Annotated in this window: 5 protein-coding genes and 1 pseudogene; 4 read left to right on the top strand and 2 right to left on the bottom strand. The window is 73.6% G+C overall.

Translation table 11 applies throughout. The annotated features are described in order from the left end of the window. Positions 1-85 precede the first annotated feature (85 nt). Positions 86-1,471 carry a hypothetical protein gene (locus tag ACN267_RS15105; protein WP_421488955.1) on the top strand — a complete coding sequence of 462 codons (1,386 nt, stop codon included), beginning with the start codon at positions 86-88 and terminating at the stop codon, positions 1,469-1,471. 127 nt (positions 1,472-1,598) lie between these two features. On the opposite strand, the gene ACN267_RS15100 is transcribed toward ACN267_RS15105, so the two are convergent. After that, positions 1,599-1,781 carry a DUF397 domain-containing protein gene (locus ACN267_RS15100; RefSeq protein WP_204957222.1) on the bottom strand — a complete coding sequence of 61 codons (183 nt, stop codon included), beginning with the start codon at positions 1,779-1,781 and terminating at the stop codon, positions 1,599-1,601. Next, positions 1,772-2,575 (bottom strand): helix-turn-helix domain-containing protein, encoded by an 804-nt coding sequence (locus ACN267_RS15095; protein WP_281903140.1) that lies wholly within the window; start codon positions 2,573-2,575, stop codon positions 1,772-1,774. The genes ACN267_RS15100 and ACN267_RS15095 overlap by 10 nt, the downstream gene beginning before the upstream one ends. Before the next feature lie 775 nt (positions 2,576-3,350). On the opposite strand from ACN267_RS15095, the pseudogene ACN267_RS15090 reads away from it, so the two are divergent. The 3 genes and pseudogenes from ACN267_RS15090 to ACN267_RS15080 all read left to right on the top strand — a co-directional run. Then, a pseudogene (locus ACN267_RS15090) lies at positions 3,351-8,750 on the top strand (SDR family NAD(P)-dependent oxidoreductase); the annotation flags it as partial. A 47-nt stretch (positions 8,751-8,797) separates the two neighbouring features. Continuing rightward, complete coding sequence (locus ACN267_RS15085) at positions 8,798-17,821, top strand: type I polyketide synthase (protein WP_421488954.1); 9,024 nt, start codon at positions 8,798-8,800, stop codon at positions 17,819-17,821. A 37-nt stretch (positions 17,822-17,858) separates the two neighbouring features. Next, entirely contained in the window at positions 17,859-22,622 is a 4,764-nt protein-coding gene (locus tag ACN267_RS15080) for a type I polyketide synthase (protein WP_421490426.1), read from the top strand. Positions 22,623-22,657: the final 35 nt, after the last annotated feature.

The raw sequence follows: 22,657 nt of genomic DNA, 5'->3' as shown, positions 1-22,657 counted from the left end.
TGGTGGTCGAGGTCTAGCGGAACAGGGAGAACCCTGTCCATGATCTGAGTTCTCACACAAAGATCATCAATGGGCAGGGTTCTCGATGAGGAGCGTAGCGGCTACCGGTGCCGGTGACAGCGAGCTGGGCCGGATCTTGTTGGATTCGTGGCGGCGGGAGTTGTACGAGGGTGTCCTCGTGTCGCGGTCGAGGACGTTGTTCTCGCTGGTCGATGAGCTGGCCGCGGACCAGGGACGGTGTGGCTGCCCGGCGCATCTGTCGCTGGGCACGGTCACCGGGCACGCCGCGGCGTACCGGGCGTTACGCGACGGCGAGATCGATACCGGCCGGGCGTTGCGGGCGGCGTGCCGGATCGCCGCTCGGTCCGGTCTGCCGCGGGTGTATGCCGTCGATACCACCGCGTGGCCCCGGCCGAACGCAGCCACCAGCCCGGACCGGCAACCGCAGTACACCCCGGGCGGCCCGCGTGGCGCGGCGCTGATCAGGACCGGGTGGCGGTATCAGCACGTCGTCCGGTTGACGCTGACCCCGGACTCGTGGGTCGTGCCGGTCCTGGCCGACCGCATCACCTCCGACGACGACCTGGTCGAGGTCACCGTCGGCCACATCGCACAGATCTGCGCAGCCGACGGCGCCCGCCCGGGCGACCCGTCGCTGTTCCTCCTCGATTCCGGCTACCCCGCGGCCCGGATCACCCACCTGATCCGCGAACGCAGGATTCCCGCGGACGTCCTGGTCAGACTCGCGACCTCGCAGACCATGTGGACCAGACCCGAACACCGGGCCGCCCACCCACTCGGAGGCCGGCCCCGCCGACACGGATTCCGGCTGACCCTGCGCGAACCCGACCTCACCCCGGACGCCGGTGTCAGCGGCCCGGTCGACATCTACGGCACCGTCACCGTCCGGGCCTGGCACCACGTCCACCCCAAACTCACCCGCGCCAGCCGCGGATTCACCGACCAGACCACCCTCCCGATCGTGGAAGGCACCGTGCTCCTCGCCCGAGTCCAGCACCTACGCCCCAGCCGCCGCGCCGGCGACCTCGCACTCTGGTACTCCGGCACCCGCCACGACCTACTCACCCTCGTCATGACCTACCTGACCCGCTACGACATCGAGCACTACTTCCGCTACCTGAAGACCACCGCCCACGCCCCGGACTTCCACCCCCGCCAACCCGACACCCTGACCACCTGGCTCCGCCTACACGCCTACGCCTACCTCCACCTGTTCTGCACCCGCACCCACCTCACCCACCACCGGCTGCCCTGGGAACCCACCACCACCACAACCCCCACCCCCGGCCAGACCCGCCGACACGTTTCGCCCGCTCTACGCAACGCCTGGCAACCACCAGGCCACCCGAAACCCGGACACCCCGGACCCGGACGCCCCGCCGGAAAACGCCGCAAACGCCGAACCCGCTACCCCGTCATCCGCCGCAACGCCATCCACAAAGGCAAATAACACCCCACCCCCACACCACCACGAACACCCACACCACACCACCCTGCCCACCCTCCCCACACAACGGTCAAAACACGAGGACGGATGGCCCCCAGCGCACGCTGGGGGCCATCCGCCGCGTCCCGGGTCAGTGCCGTGCGGCGTGTTCCACGAAAGATTTCCAGTTCTGTGGGTCGAAGGTCAGGACCGGCCCTGCGAGGTCCTTGCTGTCGCGGACGGCAACCAGACCGGGCATGTTGGCGGCTACCTCGACGCAGTCGGTGTTTCCGCTGCGGCTTGCCTTGCGCCACTGGGCGTTGCTCAGGTCCATGACGTCACTGCCTCCTTCAGGAGTTCCATCGACTGGCGGCGGGGCAGGGCGTCGTTGCGGACCGACTCCCACCTCGCCAAGAGGCTAGCCAGGTCTCCCTCGCTGTCGATCGTCGTGCCGGCGAGTTGGCTCTCCAGGGTGCCCACCCAGCTGCCGTCCAGGCCCCTGGCCAGTGCGAACGGCCCGGACATGCCCACATGGAAGCCGGTCAGGCGCGGAATGACGTGCACACTGATCTGGGGGCGTTCGGTCATGACCACCAAGTGGTCGATCTGGCGGGTCATCAGGCCCCGGTAGCCCTCGTCGGTGCGGTGCAGTATGGCCTCGTCGATGACAGCGATGAGCTGGGGTGGGTCCGGCTGGTGGAGAACTGCCTGGCGGTCCATCCGGGCTGCCACCTTCCTCTCCACCTCGTCGTCGGTGAGCAGGTCATCGCAGCGGATCACCGCGCGGGCGTAGTTCTCCGTCTGGAGCAACGCGGGAACGAGGCCAGGGTGGAAGCAACGAAGCTGCCGGGCGGCGCGTTCGGCTTCGAGCCACGGCCGGAACCAGCTGGGCTGGCCCTCCTTCTCCATTATCCGAAGCAGGGAGACCAAGAGGCCGCCGGAGTGGAGCACCTCGTCAGCCCGGGAGAGGAACTGCCTGTCGAATGGGCGGGTGCCTGTTTCCACGCTGGACACCATCGACGCCGAATAGTGCACCTGCTTGCCGAACTCCTCCTGGTTGAGTCCGGCGGCGAGGCGCATCCGGCGCAGCTGGGCCCGGATCAGACCGGCGGTCGGTTCCTCCACGATCCCTCCACAATTCTTACGCGAGAATCACTCGGTATCGCCGCACGAGCGAACGGCTTCGAGGCTGCGACACGACCGGGCGCTTCGCCTTCCGACAGTAGTGGCCTGCTCAACAGACTGTCATTCATGGCGGGCTCGCTGGTGGCCGGAAGGCGGTAGCGGGTCCTGCCCGGGGCCGCTCCGCATCCTGAGTGGAGCGGCCCTCTCCAGTCGAGAAGAGGTCGATGTCGTGGTGGTACGGCCCCCTGTTCCGCACGTTGCCATGCGCCCGGCGTGGCGGTGCCGTAGTTGCGGCAGCGCTTGGCCCTGCCAGCCGGCCAAGCTCTCGCTGCTGCTCGAGTACCGGGACAACCGCACGGGCCTGCTCGTGTACCTCGGCGCCCTGATGATCGAGGCAACGAACCAGCTCACCCGACTCCATCCGGATCATCCGCCGACCCGGATGACCGAGCGCTTCCTGTCCTGGGCAAGAGCACGAGGTTGAGCCCTCGCCCCCGTGCCCGGCGTGCTGGCGGGCGGTCGGAACGGTTTCGGGTCACCCCAGCCGCCGCCGGGGTGACCCGGAGAGTGGCTGCCACGGTCGAGGTAGCGGCGTCGAGGGCTAGGGGGCGCTCTGGGGGCGGTAGGGGGTTAGTGCTGCGCCGGGCCGCCGTAGGGTCATCGCGAACAACCAACAATCCCCGAAGAAGCTCTCTGTTTCGACAATTGCCGCCGCGCTGACCCGTAAGTCGATATTGACCCGGGTCTGCCCGGCTGGGGCTAGTGGCGGGAGACGTAGATGGAGAACGAGGAGAAGCTTCTCGGGTACCTGAAGCGGGCCACCACCGATCTGCGTGAGGCCCGTCGGCAGTTGCGTCAGGCCGAGCGTCGGGAATACGACCCGATCGCGATCGTCGGTATGAGCTGCCGCTTCCCGGGTGGTGTGGACGGTCCGGCCGCCCTGTGGCAGCTTCTGGTCGACGGCACCGACGCGGTCGGCGACTTTCCCGACGACCGGGGCTGGAACGTCGAGGACATCTACGACCCCGACGATTCCAAGACCGGTAAGACGTACGCGAAGACCGGCGGTTTCCTTTCCGACGCCGCGCTATTCGACCCCGAATTCTTCGGCATTTCCCCACGCGAGGCGATCGCGATGGACCCGCAGCAGCGGCTGCTGCTGGAGGCGTCCTGGGAGGCGTTCGAATCGGCCGGCATCGACCCGACCTCGGTCCGTGGCAGCCGTACCGGCGTGTTCGCCGGACTGATGTACCACGACTACTCCAGCCGACTGCCGCAGGTGCCCGCCGAGCTGGAGGGTTTCATTGGCAACGGCAACACCGGCAGCATCCTGTCCGGCCGGGTCGCCTACGTGCTGGGCCTGGAGGGCCCCGCCCTCACCGTGGACACCGCCTGCTCGTCGTCGCTGGTCGCGCTGCACCTGGCCATCCAGTCGCTGCGCCGCGAGGAGTGCACCCTGGCACTGGCCGGTGGGGTGACGGTGATGGCCACCCCGGAGACGTTCGTGGACTTCAGCCGCCAGCGGGGACTGGCCACCGACGGCCGGTGCAAGCCGTTCGCCGCCGCCGCCGACGGCACCGGCTGGGCCGAGGGCGTCGGGATGCTGCTGGTCGAGCGGCTCTCCGACGCCCAGCGGCACGGGCACCGGGTGCTGGCCGTCGTCCGGGGCACCGCGGTCAACCAGGACGGCGCGAGCAGCGGCCTCACCGCCCCCAACGGCCCCTCGCAGCGGCGGGTCATCGCCGACGCCCTCGCCAACGCCCGGCTCACCGCCGACCAGGTCGACGCCGTCGAGGCGCACGGCACCGGCACCCGGCTCGGTGACCCGATCGAGGCGCAGGCGCTGCTCGCCACGTACGGGCGGGACCGGGAACAGCCGCTCTGGCTCGGCTCGGTGAAGTCGAACCTGGGGCACACCCAGGCCGCCGCCGGTGTCGCCGGTGTGATCAAGATGGTGTTGGCGATGCGGCACGGTGTACTGCCCCGCACCCTGCACGTCGACCGGCCCACCCCGCACGTCGACTGGACGGCGGGCGACGTCCGGCTGCTCACCGAGCCGGTCGACTGGCCGGCCACCGGGCGACCCCGACGGGCGGCCGTGTCGTCGTTCGGGCTCAGCGGCACCAACGCGCACGTGGTGCTGGAGCAGGCAGTCGAGGCCGCCGACCCGGACGACATCGCCGCACCGACGCCGGCCGCCGAGCCGCCGGTGCTGCTCTGGCCGCTGTCCGGCCGGTCGGCGGCGGCGCTGGCCGGGCAGGCCGCCCGGCTGCGCGGTTTCCTCACCGACGAGCGTCCGGTGGACGTCGGGTTCTCGTTGGGTGCGGGTCGGGCCGGGTTGGAGTTCCGGGGGGTGGCGGTGGGCCGTGGGGCCGCCGACCTGTCCGCCGGTCTCGAGGCCCTGGCCGCTGGCGGTGGTGTGTCGGGTCGGGTGACCTCCGGTCGCACGGCGGTGGTGTTCACCGGGCAGGGTGCGCAGCGGGTGGGGATGGGTCGTGAGTTGGCGGCGGCGTTCCCGGTGTTCGCGGCTGCGTTGGACGAGGTGTGTGCGGCGTTCGGGCCGTTGTTGGACGGTGATCTGCGGGAGGTGATGTTCACCGACCCAGATGGGGTTCTCGATCAGACGGGGTGGACGCAGCCGGCTCTGTTCGCGGTGGAGGTGGCCCTGTTCCGGCTGGCGGAATCCTGGGGGTTGAAGCCGGATTTCGTGGCGGGTCATTCGATCGGTGAGTTGGCTGCGGCGCACGTGGCCGGTGTCTGGTCTCTCGATGATGCCTGTCGGGTGGTGGCGGCGCGTGGTGGTTTGATGCAGGCTCTTCCGGCGGGTGGGGCGATGTTGGCGATCGCCGCGCCGCTTGCCGAGCTGGACCTCGGCGATGTGGACGTCGCGGCGGTGAACGGCCCTCGCGCGGTGGTCGTCTCGGGGACCGAGGAGCAGATTGCCGCCCTGGAGTCCCGGCTTGAGGTGAAGACGCGTCGGCTTCGGGTGTCGCATGCGTTCCACTCGCACCTGATGGACCCGATGCTCGCGCAGTACGGGCAAGTCGTCGACGGGATGACCGCGAACCCGGTGGGTATCCCGTTGGTGTCGACCGCGACCGGTGACCTGGCCACCGATGCCGAGTTGGGCAGCGTCGGCTACTGGCAGGGTCAGGTGCGGGGGACCGTGCGGTTCGCCGACGCGGTCGCCGCCCTCGCCGCGCGTGGGGTGACCCGGTTCATCGAGATCGGGCCGGACAGTGTGCTCACCGCGATGGTCGCCGACTGCGTCGAGGACGCCACCGCCATCGCGCTCCAGCGCCGCAGGCGTGGGCAGGACGAGAACGCGCCCGACGACGGCCAGGTGCAGGCGTACGCGGTCGGCATGGCCCAGGCGTGGGCCAGCGGGACCGCCCTGGACTGGGCGGCGGTGAACCCGGGCGGCCGGCAGGTCGACCTGCCCACCTACGCCTTCCAGCACCAGCGGTACTGGCTCGCCGTGCCGCCCGGCAGCGGCGACACCACCGGACTCGGCCAGCTCCCCGCCGACCACCCGCTGCTCGGCGCTGTCGTCGACCTGCCCGACACCGGTGGCGTGGTGCTCACCGGCCGGCTCTCCCGCGGCACCCAGCCGTGGCTCGCCGACCACGCCGTGTTCGACACCGTCCTCGTCCCCGGCACCGGGCTGGTCGAACTCGCCCTGCGCGCGGGTGACCAGGTCGGCTGCCCGGTCCTCGACGAACTGACCATCAACGCGCCGCTGGTGCTGCCCGCCGACGGGGGTCTGGCCCTGCGGGTCACCGTCGACGCCGCAGACGACAGCGGCGCGCGTACCGTCGGGATCTGGACCCGGGCCGACGACGCGGCCGACGACACCGGCTGGACCCGGCACGCCGAAGGGGTCCTGGTCCGGCAGGCCGGGGCCGACCCGGCCGCCGCCGACCTCACCGAGTGGCCGCCCGCCGGTGCCGAACCCGTCGACCTCGACGGCCTCTACGACCGGCTGCGCGACCACGGCTACGGCTACGGGCCGGTGTTCCAGGGTCTGCGCGCGGTGTGGCGGCGCGGCGACGGCGACGCCGCCGAGGTGTGGGCCGAGGCGGCGCTGCCCGAGGTGGCCGCCGCCGACGCGTCCCGGTTCCTGCTGCATCCGGCGCTGCTCGACGCCGCCCTGCACGCCAACCTGGTCGACGAGGGCGCGGGCGACACCCCGCTGCCGTTCTCCTGGCGCGGCGTCACCCTGCACGCCGCGCACGCCGCCACCCTGCGCATCAGGATCTCCCCGGCCACCGGCGACAAGCTGGCCGTCACCGTCGCCGACGGACACGGCAACCCGGTCGCCACCATCGACCAGGTGGTGGCCCGGCCGGTCGCCGCCGACGCGCTCGGCGTCGCCGGCAACCGGCACCTGTACGAGGTGGCCTGGCAGCCCGTCCCCACCCCGGCCGCCGCCACCGGCACCTGGACCGCGCTCGACGTCGACGCGGAACTGCCCGAACCCGCCCCCGACACCGTCGTGGTCACCCTCGACCCGTCCGGCACCCCGCCGGCCGCCGTACACGGGGCCACCGAACGCCTGCTGGGGCTGCTGCGCCGCTGGCTCGGCCACCCGGCGTGCGCCGACAGCACGCTGGTGCTGCTCACCCGGGACGCGGTCGGGGCCGGTGACACCCCGGTCGACCCCGCCGCGGCGGCCCTGTGGGGGCTGGTCCGGGCGGCCGAGGCCGAACACCCGGGCCGGTTCGTCCTGGTCGACACCGACGACAGCGGCACCGACCACCTGGCGGCGGCCCTGGCCACCGGCGAACCCGAGGTGGCCGTCCGCGACGGCGGGCTGCTGGTACCCCGGCTGACCCGGGTCGGCACCGACGCGCCCGCCGACGGTGCCTGGGCCACCGACCGCACCGTCCTGATCACCGGCGGGCTCGGCGGGCTGGGCAGCCTCGTCGCCCGGCACCTGGTCACCCGGCACGGCGTACGCCGGCTGCTGTTGACCGGGCGCAGCGGCGCGGCCACGCCCGGCGCGGCCGACCTGGTCGCGGACCTCACCGCCGCCGGTGCGGACGTGACGGTCGCGGCCTGCGACGTCGCCGACCGGGACGCGGTCGCCGCCCTGCTCACCGACCACCCGGTCGGCGCGGTGGTGCACGCCGCCGGCACCGCCGAGAACGCGCTGGTCGACGCCCTCACCCCCGAGCAACTGCACCGGGTGCTGCGGCCCAAGGTGGACGCCGCCTGGCACCTGCACGACCTCACCCGCGACCACGACCTGACCGCCTTCGTGTTGTTCTCCTCGTCGGCGGGCTGGGTGGCCGGGGCCGGGCAGGGCAACTACGCCGCCGCGAACCTCTTCCTCGACGCCCTCGCCCAACGCCGCCGCGCCGACGGGCTGCCCGCCACCTCCCTGGCCTACGGCCTGTGGGCCACCGGCACCGGGATGGGCGGCCACCTCGACGACGCCGACCTGCACCGGATGCGCCGGCTCGGGATGCCCGCGATGAGCACCGACGAGGGGCTGGCGTTGTTCGACGCGGCCGTCGCCGCCGGACGGCCCACGACCGTACCGGTGCGCCTGGACCTGGACGCGTTGCGGCGACGCACCGACGCGCTGCCCGCCGTGCTGCGCGGCCTGGTCCGTACCCCCGCCCGGCCGTCCGCCGCCGGAGCGGGTGCGGCAGCCGACGGCCCGCCGCTGGCGCAGCGCCTCGCCGGCCTCTCCGACGCCGACCGGGACACCCTGCTGCTCGACCTGGTCCGCACGCACGCCGCCGCCGTGCTGGGCTTCCCCGGCCCGGCGTCGGTGGAACCCGGCCGCGCGTTCAAGGACCTCGGCTTCGACTCCCTCGCCGCCGTCGAGTTCCGCAACGTGCTCAGCACCGTCACCGGGCTGCGGCTGCCTGCCACCCTCGTCTTCGACCACCCCGAACCCACCGCCCTGGCCCGCGCGCTCAAGGCCGACCTGGTGGTGCCCGACGCCGACCCGGCAGGTGCGGTGCTCGCCGACCTCGACCGGCTGGAGAAGGCCCTGACCGAGGTGCCCGGCGCGGAACACGCCCGGCTCACCGCCCGGCTCGAGGCGGTGCTGCGCGGCTGGCAGGACCGTACCGGCCGCCCCGACGACGACACCCCGCACGACTACGAGTCCGCCACCGACGAGGAACTGTTCGACGTGCTGGAGAACGAACTCGGCCTCTCCTGACGGCAGCCTCCGACGAACCTCCGGCGCGGGAAAGATTGGTGTGAACGATGGCGAACGACGACAAGCTCCGGACCTTCCTCAAGCGCGCCACCGCCGAACTGCAACAGGCCAACCGGCGGCTGCGTGAGGTGGAGGGCCGGGACCAGGAGCCGATCGCGATCGTCGGCATGGGCTGCCGCTACCCCGGCGGGGTCCGGTCGCCGGAGGACCTGTGGCGGCTCGTCGCCGACGGCACCGACGCCATCTCCGGCTTCCCCACCGACCGGGGCTGGGACGTCGACGGCGTCTACGACCCGGAACCCGGCAAGCCCGGCAAGAGCTACACCCGGCACGGTGGTTTCCTCTACGACGCCGCCGACTTCGACCCCGGGTTCTTCGGGATGAGCCCCCGCGAGGCGGTGGAGACGGACCCGCAGCAGCGCCTGCTGCTGGAGGCGTCCTGGGAGGCGTTCGAGCACGGCGGCATCGACCCGGTCGCCCTCAAGGGCAGCGCCACCGGCGTGTTCGTCGGCGTGATGCACCACGACTACGTGGACAGCACCACCTCCGGCAGCCTCGTCTCCGGCCGGGTCGCCTACAACCTGGGCCTGGAGGGGCCGGCGATCACCGTCGACACCGCCTGCTCGTCGTCGTCGGTGGCGATGCACCTGGCCTGCCAGTCGCTGCGCAAGGAGGAGTGCGGGCTGGCCCTGGCCGGCGGGGTCGCCGTGATGGCCACCCCGCAACTCTTCGTCGAGTTCAGCAGGCAGCGCGCGCTGTCCCCGGACGGCCGGTGCCGGTCCTTCGGCGACGGCGCGGACGGGGCGGCCTGGTCCGAGGGCGTCGGGGTGCTGGTGCTGGAGCGGCTCTCCGACGCGCAGCGCAACGGGCACCGGATCTACGGGCTGATCCGGGGTTCGGCAGTCAACCAGGACGGTGCGAGCAACGGGTTGACCGCGCCGAACGGGCCGGCCCAGCAGCGGGTGATCCGGGCGGCGCTGGCCAACGCCCGGCTCTCCGTCGCCGACGTGGACGTGGTCGAGGCGCACGGCACCGGCACCACCCTCGGTGACCCGATCGAGGCGCAGGCGGTGCTCGCCACCTACGGCCGGGACCGGGAGACGCCACTGTTCCTCGGTTCGATCAAGTCGAACATCGGGCACGCCCAGGCCGCCGCCGGGGTCGCCGGTGTGATCAAGATGGTGATGGCGATGCGGCACGGCACCCTGCCGCGCACCCTGCACGCCGAGACGCCGTCCCGGCAGGTCGACTGGGACGCCGGGGACGTGCGGCTGCTCACCGAACAGGTCGAGTGGCCGGCGCTGGACCGGCCGCGCCGCGCCGGCGTGTCGTCGTTCGGCATCAGCGGCACCAACGTGCACCTCATCGTCGAGCAGGCCCCGCCCGTCGAGGCCGGCACGCCGGGGCCGACCCCGCCGGTCGTCCTCTGGCCGGTGTCGGGGCGTTCCCCCGAGGGGATGGCCCGCCAGGCCGCCCGGATCGCCGCCTTCGCCGCCGACTCCGACGAGCGTCCGGTGGATGTCGGGTTCTTGTTGGGTGCGGGTCGGGCCGGGTTGGAGTTCCGGGGGGTGGCGGTGGGCCGTGGGGCCGCCGAGCTGTCCGCCGGTCTCGACGCCCTATCCGCCGGCGGCGGTGTGTCGGGTCGGATCACCACGGGTCGTACGGCGGTGGTGTTCACCGGTCAGGGTGCGCAGCGGGTCGGGATGGGTCGTGACCTGGCGGCGGCGTTCCCGGTGTTCGCGGCTGCTCTGGATGAGGTGTGTGCGGCGTTCGGGCCGCTGCTCGACGGTGACTTGCGGGAGGTGATGTTCACCGACCCCGATGGTGTCCTCGATCAGACCGGGTGGACGCAGCCGGCCCTGTTCGCGGTCGAGGTGGCCCTGTTCCGCCTCGCCGAGTCGTGGGGGTTGAAGCCGGACTTCGTGGCGGGTCACTCGATCGGTGAGTTGGCCGCCGCGCACGTCGCGGGTGTCTGGTCCCTGGAGGACGCGTGCCGGGTCGTGGCGGCGCGGGGTGGTCTGATGCAGGCCCTTCCCGCCGGTGGCGCGATGTTGGCGATCGCCGCGCCGCTTGCCGAGTTGGACCTCGGCGACATCGACGTGGCGGCGGTGAACGGTCCGCGCGCGGTCGTGGTGTCGGGCACCGAGGAGCAGATCGCCGCCCTGGAAGCGTCGCTGGAGGTGAAGACGCGTCGGTTGCGGGTGTCGCACGCGTTCCACTCGCACCTGATGGACCCGATGCTCGCGCAGTACGGGCAGGTGGTCGACGGGGTGACCGCGAACCCGGCGGGCGTCCCGCTGGTGTCCACCGCGACCGGTGACCTCGCCACCGACGAGGAACTCGGCTCGGTCGAATACTGGCAGGGTCAGGTGCGGGGGACCGTCCGGTTCGCCGACGCCGTCGCCGCCCTCGCGGCCCGTGGGGTGACCCGGTTCATCGAGATCGGGCCGGACAGTGTGCTCACCGCGATGGTCGCCGACTGCGTGGAGGACGTTGCGGCGATCGCGGTGCAGCGGCGGGACCGGGAGCAGGTCACCGCGTACGCCGCCGGGATGGCGCAGGCGTGGACCACCGGCGTCGACCTCGACTGGACGGCCGTGCAACCGGGGGCGCGGCAGGTCGACCTGCCCGGCTACGCCTTCGCCCGGCAGCGGTACTGGCTGGCCGCCCCCACCGCCGCCCCGGCCACCGTCACCGACGACTGGCGCTACCGGGTCGTGTGGCGGGCCGCCGACCTGCCCACCGGGCCGGAACTCAGCGGCGACTGGTGGCTCGTCACCCCGGAGACGCTCACCGACGACCCCCGGGTCACCGCCCTGGCCGACGCGCTCGCCGCCCGGGGTGCCACCGTCACCCGGCTCACCGGCACCGACCCGCTCACCGGCCGGAGCACCCCGGGTGGGATCGTCTCGCTGCTCGGCCTCGACGACACCCCGGACCCGTACGACGCCGGGCTGTCCGCCGGCGTCACCGGCACCGTACGACTCGTGCACGCCCTCGCCGCCGCCGAGTTCACCGGCCGGCTCTGGTGCCTCACCACCGGCGGCGTCGCCGTCGACAGGTACGAGGACCTGCCGCACGCCGCACAGGCCGGCCTCTGGGGGCTCGGCACGGTGCTCTCCCTCGACTACCCCGGCTGGTGGGGCGGCCTGGTCGACCTGCCCGCCGACTGGACGCCCGACACCCTCGACCGGCTCGTCGACGTGCTCGCCGACGGCGGCGAGGACCAGGTGGCCCTGCGTACCGCCGGGGTGTTGGCACGGCGGATGGTGCGCTGGCCCGTCGCCGGCAGCCCCGAACGGCGCTACACGCCCACCGGCACGGTGCTGGTCACCGGCGGCACCGGCGGGATCGGCGCGCACCTCACCGAATGGCTCCTCGACCGGGGGGCCGAGCGGGTGGTGCTGGCCAGCCGACGCGGCCCCGCCGCCCCCGGGACCGCCGACCTGGCCGCCCGCCTGCCCGGCGTCGAGGTAGTCGCCTGCGACGTGGCCGACCGGGACGCGGTCGCCGCGCTGCTCGACGGGATCGGCGACGAGCTGACCGCCGTCTTCCACGCCGCCGGGGTGCTCTACGACCCGGCCCCGCTCGGCGACACCAGCCTCGACGACTTCGCCGCCGTGTGCCGGGCCAAGGTGCTCGGCGCGACCCACCTCGACGCGCTGCTCGGCGACCGGCCGCTCGACGCGTTCGTGCTGTTCGCCTCCGGCGCGGCCGTCTGGGGCAGCGCCGGGCAGGCCGCCTACGGCACCGGCAACGCCTGGCTCGACGCGCTGGCCCACCAGCGCCGCCGCCGGGGCCTGACCGCCACCTCGGTGGCCTGGGGCACCTGGGGCGGCGGTGGCATGGTCGACGAGCAGGCCACCGAGCAGCTTCTGCGGCAGGGCACCCCGCCGATGGAGCCACGTCTGGCCCTCGGCGCGTTGCAGCAGGTCCTCGACCACGACGAGAGCCACCTCGTGGTCACCGACATCGACTGGGCCCGGTTCACCCCGATCTACACCCTGGCCCGGCCCCGCCCGCTGCTCGCCGCGCTCCCCGACGCCCAACCGGGCCCGACCGCCGTTCCGGCCGCGTCCACCGACACCTCCGTGCTGGCCGGGCTGCCCGAGGCCGAGCGGCTGCCGTACCTGCTGGACACCGTCCGCGTCCAGGTCGCCGCCGTCCTCGGGTACGACGCGGCCACCACCGTGGACGTCCAGCGGCCGTTCCGGGAACTCGGCTTCGACTCGCTGACCGCCGTGGAGCTGCGCAACGCCCTCGGCGCGGCCGTCGGGCTGCGGCTGCCGGCGACCATGGTCTACGACCACCCGACCCCCGCCGTGCTGGCCCGCCACCTGTACGACGAACTCGTCGGCACCGCCGCCCCGACCGCCGTCACGTCCGGCGTCGGCGGGTCCGACCCCGACGAGCCGATCGCCATCATCGGGATGAGCTGCCGCTACCCCGGCGGCGTCCGGTCCCCGGAGGACCTGTGGCGGCTGGTCGACAGCGGCACCGACGCGATCAGCGCGTTCCCCGTCGACCGGGGCTGGGACTCCGACGCCCTCTTCGACGCCGACCCGGACCAGCCCGGGACCAGCTACGTCCGCTCCGGCGGCTTCGTCTACGAGGCGGGCGCGTTCGACGCCGAGTTCTTCGGCATCTCGCCCCGCGAGGCGATCGCCATGGACCCGCAGCAGCGACTGATGCTGGAGGTCACCTGGGAGGCGGTCGAGCGGGCCGGGATGGACCCGGAGGCGCTGCGCGGCAGCCCCGTCGGGGTGTTCGTCGGCTCCGGCGCCCAGGACTACGGCGACCTGCTCGGCCTCGCCCCTGCCGAGTCGGAGGCGTACCTGAGCACCGGCAGTTCCGCGTCGGTGATCTCCGGCCGGGTGTCGTACGCGTTCGGGTTCGAGGGGCCGTCGATGACCGTCGACACGGCGTGTTCGTCGTCGCTCGTCGCGCTGCACCTCGCCAGCCAGGCGCTGCGGGCCGGTGAGTGCACCACCGCCGTCGCCGGTGGGGTGCTGGTGATGTCGAACCCCACCCCGTTCGTGGCGTTCAGCCGGCAGCGGGGGCTCGCCCCGGACGGCCGGTGCAAGTCGTTCTCCGACGACGCCGACGGCACCGGCTGGGCCGAGGGTGTCGGGGTGCTGATGCTGGAACGGCTCTCCGACGCGCAGCGCAACGGGCACCGCGTCTACGGGCTGATCCGGGGTTCGGCCGTCAACCAGGACGGCGCGTCGAACGGGCTGACCGCGCCGAACGGGCCGGCCCAGCAGCGGGTGATCCGGGCGGCGCTGGCCAACGCCCGGATCACCCCCGACGCGGTCGACGCGGTCGAGGCGCACGGCACCGGCACCACCCTCGGCGACCCGATCGAGGCGCAGGCGCTGCTCGCCACGTACGGCCGGGACCGGGACCGCCCCCTGTGGCTCGGCTCGATCAAGTCCAACATGGGTCACGCCCAGGCCGCCGCCGGCATGGCCGGGGTGATCAAGATGGTGATGGCGATGCGGCACGGGACGCTGCCGCGCACGTTGCACGCCGAAACCCCGTCCCGGCAGGTCGACTGGGCGGCCGGGGACGTGCGGCTGCTCACCGAGCCGGTCGACTGGCCGGCCGGGGACCGCCCGCGCCGGGCCGGGGTGTCGTCGTTCGGTATCAGCGGCACCAACGCCCACGTGATCGTGGAGGAGGCCCCGCCTGCCGAGCCGGCCACGCCGGCCGCGACCCCCGAGCCGCCGGTGGCGCTCTGGCCGCTGTCCGCCCGGTCGGCCGGTGCGCTGGCCGAGCAGGCCGACCGCCTGCGGGACTTCCTCACCGATGAGCGTCCGGTCGACGTCGGGTATTCGCTGGCCGTCGGTCGGGCGGCGCTGGATCACCGGGCGGTGGCCGTCGGGGGTACGGCCGCCGACCTGGCCTCCTCCCTGGAGGCGCTGACCTCGGGTGCCGGCCTGTCGGGTCGGGTGACCGGGGGTCGTACGGCGGTGGTGTTCACCGGTCAGGGTGCGCAGCGGGTGGGGATGGGTCGTGAGCTGGCGGCGGCGTTCCCGGTGTTCGCGGCTGCGTTGGACGAGGTGTGTGCGGCGTTCGGGCCGTTGCTCGACGGTGATCTGCGGGAGGTGATGTTCACTGACCCCGACGGGGTTCTGGATCAGACGGGGTGGACGCAGCCGGCGTTGTTCGCGGTCGAGGTGGCCCTGTTCCGTCTCGCGGAGTCGTGGGGATTGAAGCCCGATTTCGTGGCCGGTCATTCGATCGGTGAGTTGGCCGCCGCGCATGTGGCCGGTGTGTGGTCGTTGGAGGACGCGTGTCGGGTGGTGGCGGCGCGTGGTGGTCTGATGCAGGCGCTTCCGGCGGGTGGGGCGATGCTGGCGATCGCCGCGCCGCTGGATGAACTGGACCTGGGCGATGTCGACGTGGCGGCGGTGAACGGCCCCCGCGCGGTGGTGGTGTCCGGCACGGAGGAGCAGATCGGCGCGCTGGAGGCGTCGCTGGAGGTGAAGACGCGTCGGCTTCGGGTGTCGCACGCGTTCCATTCGCATCTGATGGACCCGATGCTGGCCGGGTACGGGCTGGTGGTCGACGGGGTGACCGCCAATCCGGCGGGCATTGCGCTGGTGTCGACCGCGACCGGTGACCTGGCCACCGACGCCGAGTTGGGTGGCGTCGGCTACTGGCAGGGTCAGGTGCGGGGCACCGTCCGGTTCGCCGACGCGGTCGCCGCCCTCGCCGCACGCGGAGTCACCCGGTTCATCGAGATCGGGCCGGACAGTGTGCTCACCGCGATGGTCGCCGACTGCGTGCAGGACGCTGCGGCGATTCCGTTGCAACGCCGCGACCGGGAACAGGTCGAGGCGTACGCCACCGGGATGGCGCAGGCGTGGACCACCGGCGTCGACCTCGACTGGGCGGCGGTCAACCCCGGCGGCCGGACCGTCGACCTGCCCACCTACGCCTTCCAGCACCAGCGGTACTGGATCGAGCCCGAGGCCACCACCGGCACCGGCACCGACGAGGCCGACGGCGGATTCTGGGACGCCGTCGACCGGGGCGACACCGAGGTGCTCGCCGACGGTCTCGGCGTCGCCCCGGGCGTCGTCACCGAGGTGCTGCCCGGCCTCGCCGCCTGGCGGGCCCGGCAACGGGACACGGCCACCGTGGACGACTGGCGGTACCGGGTGGTGTGGCGCTCCACCGAGCTGCCCGACGGCGGCGACCTCACCGGCACCTGGTGGCTCGTCGTACCGGCCGCGTCGACAGGTGACGCCCGGGTGTCCGCCCTCGCCGCCGGACTGGCCGCCCGGGGCGTCGACGTCGTCACCGTCACCGGCACCGAGCTGCCCGCCGGGGACACCCCCGCCGGGGTGCTGTCCCTGCTCGCCCTCGACGACACCCCGGACGCCGTCGACGCCGGACTGTCCGTCGGCGTCACCGACACCGTCGCGTTGATCCAGGCGCTCACCGCCACCGACTTCGCCGGCCGGATCTGGTGCCTCACCGCGGGCGGCATCGCCGTCGACCGGTTCGAGGAACTGCCGCACCCCGCGCAGGGCGCGCTGTGGGGCCTCGGCACCGTGCTGTCCCTGGAATACCCGCACTCCTGGGGTGGCCTGGTCGACCTGCCCACCGACTGGACCGACGAGCACGTCGCACGGCTCGCCGACGTGCTCGCCGCCGGCGCGGAGGACCAGGTGGCCGTCCGTACCGCCGGGGTGCTGGCCCGGCGGCTGGTCCGCTGGCCGGCCGCCGGCAACCCCGAGCGGCGCTACACGCCCACCGGCACGGTGCTGGTCACCGGCGGCACCGGTGGCATCGGCGGGCACCTGACCGAATGGCTGATCGACCAGGGTGCCCGGCGGGTGGTGCTGGCGAGCCGGCGGGGCGCGGCGGCCCCGGGCGCGGCGGAGCTGACGGCCCGGCATCCGGGTGTCGAGGTGGTGGCGTGTGACGTGGCGGACCGGGAGTCGGTCGCCGCGCTCCTGGCCGACCTCGGTGACGAGCTGACCGCCGTGTTCCACGCCGCCGGGGTGCTGCACCAGGAGAGGTCGCTCCCGGAGACCAGCGTGGCCGAGTTCGCCGAGGTGTGCCGGGCGAAGGTGCTCGGTGCGGTGCACCTGGACGAGTTGACCGCCGACCGGCCGTTGGACGCGTTCGTGGTGTTCTCCTCCGGTGCGGCGGTCTGGGGCAGTGCCGGTCAGGCGGGGTACGCGACGGCCAACGCGTACCTGGACGCGCTGGCGCACCGGCGGCGCAGTCGGGGGGCGGTCGCCACCTCGGTCGCCTGGGGCAGCTGGGCCGGCGGCGGGATGGCCGACGGGGAGGCCACCGCGCACCTGCGCCGGCAGGGCACCCCGCCGATGGAACCCCGGCTCGCCGTCCGGGCGCTGCGGGAGGCCCTCGACCACGACGAGAGCCACCTCGTCGTCGCCGACATCGACTGGACCCGGTTCACCCCGATCTACACCCTGGCCCGGCCCCGGCCGCTGCTGGCCGCGCTGCCCGACGCCCAACCCGAGGCCGAACCGGCCACCCCGGTCACCGTGACCGCCGACCTCGCCGGCCGGCTCGCCGCGATGCCGTCACCGGACCGCCTGGACACCGTCCTTGCGCTGGTCCGCGACCAGGTCGCCGCCGTCCTCGGGTACGCCTCCGGCGCGGACGTCGACCCGGAGCGGGCGTTCAAGGAGGCCGGCTTCGACTCGCTGACCGCCGTCGAGCTGCGTAACCGGCTCACCACCGAGACCGCGCTGCGGCTGCCCGCCACGCTGGTCTTCGACTATCCGACCCCGACCGAGCTGGCCCAGCAACTGCTCACCGAACTGGTGCCCGCCGACGCCGGGGGCGTCACCCTGCTCGACGACCTCGACCGACTCCAGGCCGCGCTGTCCACCCTGGACGCCGACGCGGTCGCCGCGCTCGACGAGAGCACCCGGGCCGGGGTGGGGGAGCGGCTGCGCACCATGCTCGCCGCGTGGACCGCCGGTCAACGCCCGGCCGAGGTCGCCAGCGTCACCGAGGATCTCGACACCGCCTCCGACGACGACCTCTTCGACTTCATCGACAGCAAGTTCGGCACCTCATGATCCGTCCGCTCCGTCGGCGCCGTCCGGGAATGGGTTCCTGATGTCCAACGAACAGAAGCTTCGTGACTACCTGCGGCGGGTCACGGCCGACCTGCACGAGACCAGCGAGCGGCTCCGCGACATCGAGGAGCGCGCCGCCGAACCGATCGCCATCGTCGGCATGGGCTGCCGCTACCCCGGCGGCGTCGACTCGCCCGAGGCCCTGTGGGACCTCGTCGCGGCCGGCACCGACGCGATCTCCGGCATGCCCACCGACCGGGGCTGGGACCTCGACCGGCTCTACGACCCGGACCCGGACCACCCCGGCACCAGCTACACCCGCGACGGCGGCTTCCTCTACGACGCCCCCGCCTTCGACCCCACCTTCTTCGGCATCTCGCCCCGCGAGGCCGCCGAGATGGACCCGCAGCAGCGGCTGTTCCTGGAGACGTCCTGGGAGGCGTTGGAGCGGGCCGGCATCGACCCGTTGTCGCTCAAGGGCAGCCCCACCGCCGTGTTCACCGGCGTCGTCTACCACGACTACCCGAACAGCTGGGGCGCCGGCAGTATCGTGTCCGGCCGGCTGTCGTACACCCTCGGGTTGGAGGGGCCGGCGGTCACCGTCGACACCGGCTGCTCGTCGTCGCTGGTCGCCCTGCACTGGGCCTGCCAGTCGCTGCGCTCCGGGGAGTCGTCGCTCGCCGTCGCCGGTGGGGTCACCGTGATCGGCACCCCCGACGCGTTCGTCGAGTTCTCCCGGCAGCGGGCGCTGTCCTTCGACGGTCGGTGCAAGTCGTTCGCCGCCGCCGCCGACGGCACCGGCTGGGCCGAGGGCGCCGGGTCGCTGGTGCTGGAACGGCTCTCCGACGCCCGCCGCAACGGCCACCCGGTGCTCGCCGTCATCCGGGGCTCCGCGATCAACCAGGACGGCGCGTCCAACGGGCTCACCGCCCCCAACGGGCCCTCCCAGCGTCGGGTCATCCGGGCCGCGCTGGCCAACGCCCGGCTCGCCGGGCAGGAGATCGACGCGGTCGAGGCGCACGGCACCGGCACCCGGCTCGGCGACCCGATCGAGGCGCAGGCGCTGTTCGCCACGTACGGCCGGGACCGGCCCGCCGACCGGCCACTGTGGCTCGGCTCGCTGAAGTCCAACATCGGCCACTCGCAGGCCGCCGCCGGGGTCGGCGGGGTGATCAAGATGGTGCAGGCGATGCGGCACGGGGTGCTGCCCCGTACCCTGCACGTCGACGAGCCCAGCGGCGAGATCGACTGGTCGCCCGGCACGGTCAAGCTGCTCACCGAGCCGGTGGAGTGGCCGCAGACCGGCCGGGCCCGCCGCTGTGCGGTCTCCTCCTTCGGCATCAGCGGCACCAACGCCCACGTCGTGCTCGAAGAGGTGGCCCCGGCCGAGGAGGACGAGCAGCCGGCCACCCCGGCGGTGCTGCCGTGGGTGCTCTCCGGGCACACCGACCGGGCGCTGCGGGCCCAGGCGCGGCGGCTGCTGTCGCACCTGGACGCCGTACCTGCCGACCCGGCCGCCGTGGGGCGGACGCTGGCCGGCCGGGCGCGGCTCGACCATCGGGCCGTGGTGCTCGGCGGCGACCTGCCGGACCTGCGGACGGCGCTCGGCGCGGTCGCCGAGGGGCTGCCCGCCGCCACCTCGGTCACCGGCACCGCCGACGCCGCCGGTCGGGTCGTGTTTGTCTTCCCCGGCCAGGGCGCCCAGTGGGTCGGCATGGCCGCCGCGCTGCTGGACTCCTCGTCGGTGTTCGCCGAGCAGATGGGCCGCTGCGCCACCGAGCTGCGCGCCTACGTCGACTGGGACCTGCTCGACGTGGTCCGGGGGGTGCCCGGCGCACCCTCCCTGGAATGGGTGGACGTCGTCCAGCCCGCCCTGTGGGCGATGATGGTCTCCCTCGCCGCCACCTGGCGCAGCTACGGCGTCGAACCCGACGCGGTGGTCGGCCACTCGCAGGGTGAGATCGCCGCCGCCTGTGTGGCCGGCGGGCTCTCCCTGGCCGACGGGGCGCGGGTGGTGACCCTGCGCAGCCGGGCCATCGGCGAGAAGCTGGCCGGCCGGGGCGGCATGGTCTCGGTCGGGCTGCCGGCCGACCGGGCGCAGGAGCGGATCGCCAGATGGGCGGGCGACATCTCCCTCGCCGTGGTCAACGGTGCCGGTTCGGTGGTGGTCTCCGGCACCCCGGAGGCGCTGCGCGAACTCATCGCCGAGCTGAGCGAGGAGGGGGTGCGGGTCAAGCAGGTCGCCGTCGACTACGCCTCGCACTCCGCGCAGGTGGAGCTGCTGGAACACCGGCTGCTGGAGGACCTGGCCCCGATCAACCCGAAGACCGGGACGATCCGGATGCTCTCCACCGTCACCGGCGACTGGGTGGACACCGCCACCCTCGACGCCCGCTACTGGTACGACAACCTCCGCAACACGGTCCGGTTCGACCCGGCGATCCGCTCTCTCGCCGGGCAGGGCTGGACCGGGTTCGTGGAGGTCAGCCCGCACCCGGTGCTCGGCATGGGGATGCAGGAGACGCTGGAGTCGGCGGACCGGCCGACGGTGGTCACCGGCACCCTGCGCCGCGACGACGGCGGCCTGGACCGGCTGCTCACCTCCCTGGCCGAGCTGTACGTCCGGGGCGTCGACGTGGACTGGGCCGCCGCCCTACCCGGCACCCGCCGGGCCGACCTGCCCACGTACGCCTTCCAGCACGAGCGTTACTGGATCGCGCCGACCGTCGCCGCCCCGGTCTCCGGCGGCACCGACGCCGGGTTCTGGGACGCCGTGGAACGCGCCGACGTCGACCTGCTCGCCGACGGGCTCGGCGTCGACAGCGCACTGGTCGGGGAGGTGCTGCCCGGCCTGACGTCGTGGCGGTCCCGGCAGCGTGACGTCGCCACCGTGGACGGTTGGCGGTACCGGGTGGTGTGGCGGCCGACCGAGGTGCCCACCGGCGGGCAGCTCACCGGCGTGTGGTGGGTGGTCGCCCCGGCGGCGCTGGCCGACGACGAGCGGCTGCGTACGCTCGCCGACGGCCTGACCGCCCGGGGCGCCGAGGTGGTCACCGTCACCGGCACCGACCACGCCGGCCGGGAGGCCCCCGCCGGGGTGCTGTCCCTGCTCGCCCTGGACGACGGCCCCGACCCGCTGGGTGTCGGCCTGTCCGCCGGGATCACCGCCACCGTGTCGCTGGTGCACGCGCTGGCCGCGTCCGACTTCAGCGGCCGGCTCTGGTGCGTCACCGCCGGTGGGGTCGGGGTGGACCGGTTCGAGCCGGTCGCCGACCCGGCCCAGGGCGCCCTGTGGGGCCTGGGCACGGTGCTCTCCCTCGACTACCCCGGCTGGTGGGGCGGCCTGGTCGACCTGCCCGCCGAGTGGACGCCGCAGACCGTCGACCGGCTGGCCGACGTGCTGACCGGCGGCGGCGAGGACCAGGTGGCGCTGCGGGCGGCCGGCACGCTGGCCCGCCGGATGGTCCGCCGTCCGGTGACCGGGGCGCCCGAGCGGCGTTGGCGACCCGCCGGCACCGTCCTGGTCACCGGCGGCACCGGCGGGGTCGGCGGGCACGTCACCGAATGGCTGGTCGGCAACGGCGCGCAGCGGGTGGTGCTGGCGAGCCGGCGCGGCCCGGACGCCCCGGGTGCGGCCGAGCTGACGGCCCGGCACCCGGAGGTCGAGGTCGTCGCCCTCGACGTGGCCGACCGGGACGCGGTCGCCGCGCTGCTGGCCGACCTCGGTGACGAGCTGACCGCCGTGTTCCACGCCGCCGGGGTGCTGCACCCCGAGGTGCCGTTGGGGCAGACCGGCCTGGACGACTTCGCCGACGTGTGCCGGGCGAAGGTGCTCGGCGCGGTGCACCTGGACGAGTTGACCGCCGACCGGCCGTTGGACGCGTTCGTGGTGTTCTCCTCGGGCGCTGCGGTGTGGGGCAGCGCCGGGCAGGCCGGGTACGCGACCGCGAACGCGTACCTGGACGCGTTGGCGCACCGGCGGCGCAGTCGGGGCGCGGTCGCCACCTCGGTCGCCTGGGGTAGCTGGGGCGGCGGCGGTGGCATGGCCGGCGGCGAGGTCGGGGCGCACCTCGACCGGCTCGGCGTCGGCGTGATGGACCCCCGGCTCGCCGTCGATGCGCTCGGACAGGCCCTCGACCACGACGAGAGCCACCTTGTCGTCGCCGACATCGACTGGGCCCGGTTCGCTCCCATCTACACCCTTTCCCGGCCCCGGCCGCTGCTGGCCGAGCTGCCCGACGCCGCACCGGAGGCCGCCGAGACCACCGAGGCGGGGGCGTCGTCGGCGCTCGCCGACCGGCTCGGCACGCTGCCCGAGGCCGAACAGCGCGCCCTGCTGCTGGAGACCGTCCGCACCAACGTGGCCGCCGTCCTCGGCTACGGCGACGCCGACCTGGTCGAACCGCAGCGGGCTTTCAAGGAACTCGGCATGGACTCGGTGACCGCCGTCGAGCTGCGCAACCGGCTCAGCGCCGCCACCGGCGTACGGCTCTCCGCCACCCTGGTGTTCGACCACCCCAACCCGACCGCCCTGGCCGACCAGCTCCGGGCGGAACTCGGCTACACCGGCGACACCGCCGGCGGCCTGCTGGCCGAGCTGGACCGGCTGGAGGTCACCGTGGCCGGCCTGACGCCGGAGGAGATCGAACGCAACCGGGTCACCGCCCGGCTCCAGTCGCTGCTGGCGAAGCTCAACGAGACGCTCAGCACCACCACCGGCACCACCCTCGTCGACCGGCTCGAAACGGCCTCCGCCGACGACGTGTTCGACCTGATCGACAAGGAACTCGGCATGACCTGAGCCGCCACCGCGCTCCCGGAGCAACGTGTCCCGCT

Origin of the sequence: Micromonospora sp. WMMD734, from assembly GCF_049178975.1 — a bacterium.
In the GTDB taxonomy this organism is placed as follows: Bacteria; Actinomycetota; Actinomycetes; order Mycobacteriales; family Micromonosporaceae; genus Micromonospora; species Micromonospora wenchangensis.
This window is presented reverse-complemented; position numbering and strand designations above follow the sequence as displayed.

What these genes read in the sequence shown, in the direction of transcription:
- ACN267_RS15085 (WP_421488954.1), top strand. Translation starts at nt 8,798, where the DNA reads ATGGCGAACGACGACAAGCTCCGGACCTTCCTCAAGCGCGCCACCGCC.
- ACN267_RS15105 (WP_421488955.1), top strand. Translation starts at nt 86, where the DNA reads ATGAGGAGCGTAGCGGCTACCGGTGCCGGTGACAGCGAGCTGGGCCGG.
- ACN267_RS15100 (WP_204957222.1), bottom strand. Translation starts at nt 1,781, where the DNA reads ATGGACCTGAGCAACGCCCAGTGGCGCAAGGCAAGCCGCAGCGGAAAC.